This window comes from Micromonospora sp. NBS 11-29, assembly GCF_002140155.1.
GTDB lineage: Bacteria > Actinomycetota > Actinomycetes > Mycobacteriales > Micromonosporaceae > Micromonospora.
In genome coordinates, this window is record NZ_NAPR01000027.1 from 1 (window position 1) to 2,680 (window position 2,680).

Sequence of the window (2,680 nt, forward strand, 5' to 3'; positions counted from 1 at the left end):
CCAGCGTGGACGGCAGCCGCAGCCCGGTCGCCGCGTTGACCCGGTTACGCAGGTCAACCGCGGTCAACGAGTCGAAGCCCAGCTCCTGGAACGCCCGGTCGGCGGGCACTGCGTCCGCGCCGCCGTGCCCGAGCACCTGCGCGACGAGCCCGCGTACCAGCAGGTCCACCTCGGCGCGGGCCTCGTCGTCGGTGAGCCGGGCGAGCCGGCCGGCCCACCCGCCGGCGCCGGCGAGACGCCGGGCGGTGGTGCGGCCGACGAGCGTCGCCAGCATCGCCGGTACGGGCGTGCCGGTGGTCGCCGCCGCCCGCAGCGCGGGCAGGTCGATGACGGTGGGCACGAGGACCGGCTGCCCGGCGGCGAGGGCGGCGTCGAACAGGTCGAGGCCGACCTCGGCGCTCATCGGCGTCAGCCCGGCCCGCGCCGAGCGCTGCCGCTCCCCCTCCGACAGCGACGCCGCCATCCCCGCCGTGTCCCACATCCCCCACGCCAGGGACACCGCCGGCAGCCCGTCCTGCCGGCGGTACGCCGCCAGCGCGTCGAGCGTCGCGTTCGCGGCGGCGTACGCGGCCTGACCGGGCGAGCCGAGCACACCCGCGACGGACGAGAACAACACGAACAGATCCAGGTCGAGATCCCGGGTCGCCTCGTGCAACCACCACGCGGCCGTGGCCTTCGGCGCGAGCACATTCGCCAACCGCTCCGGGCTGATCGCGGACACCACACCGTCGTCCAACACACCGGNNNNGGCAAGCCGACCGGGCACGCCGGACACCAACCGGAACACCTGCTCCCGATCCGTCACGTCGGCCGCCACCACCGACACCGAGGCACCCAGCCCCGTCAGCCGCTCGGTGAGCGCGTCCGCGCCCGGCGCGGCCGGACCCTGCCGCGACACCAGCAGCAGCGACCGCACCCCGTGCACGGTCACCAGATGCTCCGCCACCAACGCACCCAACGCACCGGTCCCACCGGTCACCACCNGGTGCCGTCACCGACACCACCCGGCACCACCGGCCCGCCGGTCGTGCTCTCGCCGGGCACGACGCCGACCCCGGCCGTCGAGGACACGGCGGCACCGGACGGCGCGAGCGCGGCGCGGACCAGACGCGGCGTCAACACCGCGTCGCCGCGCACCGCGACCTGCCCACCCGTGGCCGGCAGGTCGGCCAGCACACCCGCCAACACCGACGACACCTCGGCGTCGACATCCCGGTCCAGGTCCGCCAGGACGATCCGCTCCGGATGCTCCGACTGCGCCGACCGCAACAACCCCCNCGCCAGATCCACCACCCGATCCGCGTCCGTGGCGGCCACCGCGCCCCGCGTCACCACCACCAGCCGCGAGTCGGCAAGCTGCTCCGCCGCCAGCCAAGCCTGGACCGTGGCCAGGACGTCGGTGGTCACCGCCCGCACCGCCGCCGGCATGTCGACCCCGGGGGGTACGGCCACCGGCAGCACCAGCACCGCGGGGGTGGCCGGCGCGTCGGCGAGCACCGCCGGCACGTCCGGGCGGAGGGGCAGCCCGTCGACGGTGTTGCCGAGCGCAACCCAGCCGGTGGTCGATCCGGTCAGCGTGTCCACGCTCTGCCAGCGCACCTCGTACAGCGATCGGGTGGCGGCGGTCGACGTGGGCAGGCCGGTCATCTCGCGGAGGACCAGCGTGTCCACCGACACGACCGGTGCTCCGGTGTCGTCGGTGGCGACCAGCCGGACCGCGTCGCCGGTGCGGGTCAGCCGGACCCGGAGCAGGGCGGCGCCGGCGGCGTGCACCTGCACGCCCTCGAACGCGAACGGCACGCGCGGGCCCCCGCCGTCGGCGGCGGACAGCAGCCCGATCGGGTGCAGCGCGGCGTCCAGCAGCGCCGGATGCAGCGCGTACCGGGCCGCATCGGTGGCCGTCGGGTCCGGCAGGGCGATCTCGGCGTACGCCTCGCCGTCGCCGGTCCAGGCCCGGCGCAGGCCCTGGAACGCCGGCCCGTACGTCAGGCCGTGCTCGGCGAGCGTGTCGTACCAGCCGGTCAGGTCGACCTCGGTGGCGTCGGCCGGCGGCCAGGTGCCGAGGTCGGGTTCGGTGGGTACGGGCGGTTCGAGGATGCCGTCGGCGTGCCGGGTCCAGCCGGCCTCGGGGTCGTCGTCGCGGCGGGAGTGGACGGTGACGGCGCGTCGGGTGCCGGCGCCGTCGACGCGTACCTGGATGCGCAGGCTGCCGGTGTCGGGCAGGACCAGCGGGGTGGCGACGGTGAGTTCGCGCAGGCGGGGTACGCCAGCCTCGTCGCCGGCGCGGACGGCGAGTTCGACGAGTGCGGCGCCGGGCAGCAGCGTGCTCCCGGCGACCGTGTGGTCGGCCAGCCAGGGGTGGGTGGCGAGGGAGAGTTGGCCGGTGAGGACGATCTCGCCGTCGCCGGCCAGGTCGACGGTGGCGCCGAGCAGCGGGTGCGCGGCGTCGCTGAGTCCGGCCCCGGTCACGTCGCCCCGGCGGGGGCGGGCGCCCTCCGGCCAGTAGCGCCGGTGTTGGAAGGCGTAGGTGGGCAGGTCGACGCGGATGGCGTCGGCGCCGACGAACCACGTCTCCCACGTCACCGGCACACCATGGACGTGCAGGTCGGCCAACGCGCCCAGCAGCGCGGCGTCGTCGTCGCGGTCACGACGCTGCACCGCCACGGCCAGCACGTCGTCA

2 protein-coding genes are annotated in these 2,680 nt (G+C 76.1%); both read right to left on the reverse strand.

Translation table 11 applies throughout. The features are described 5' to 3' along the window. Positions 1–982, reverse strand: a 982-nt coding sequence (locus B1205_RS32425) for a type I polyketide synthase (protein WP_441338570.1), incomplete at its 3' end; no start/stop codon positions are given. Further along, complete coding sequence (locus tag B1205_RS32430; protein ID WP_441338571.1) at positions 976–2,673, reverse strand: polyketide synthase dehydratase domain-containing protein; 1,698 nt, start codon at positions 2,671–2,673, stop codon at positions 976–978. The genes B1205_RS32430 and B1205_RS32425, both read right to left, overlap by 7 nt. Positions 2,674–2,680: the final 7 nt, after the last annotated feature.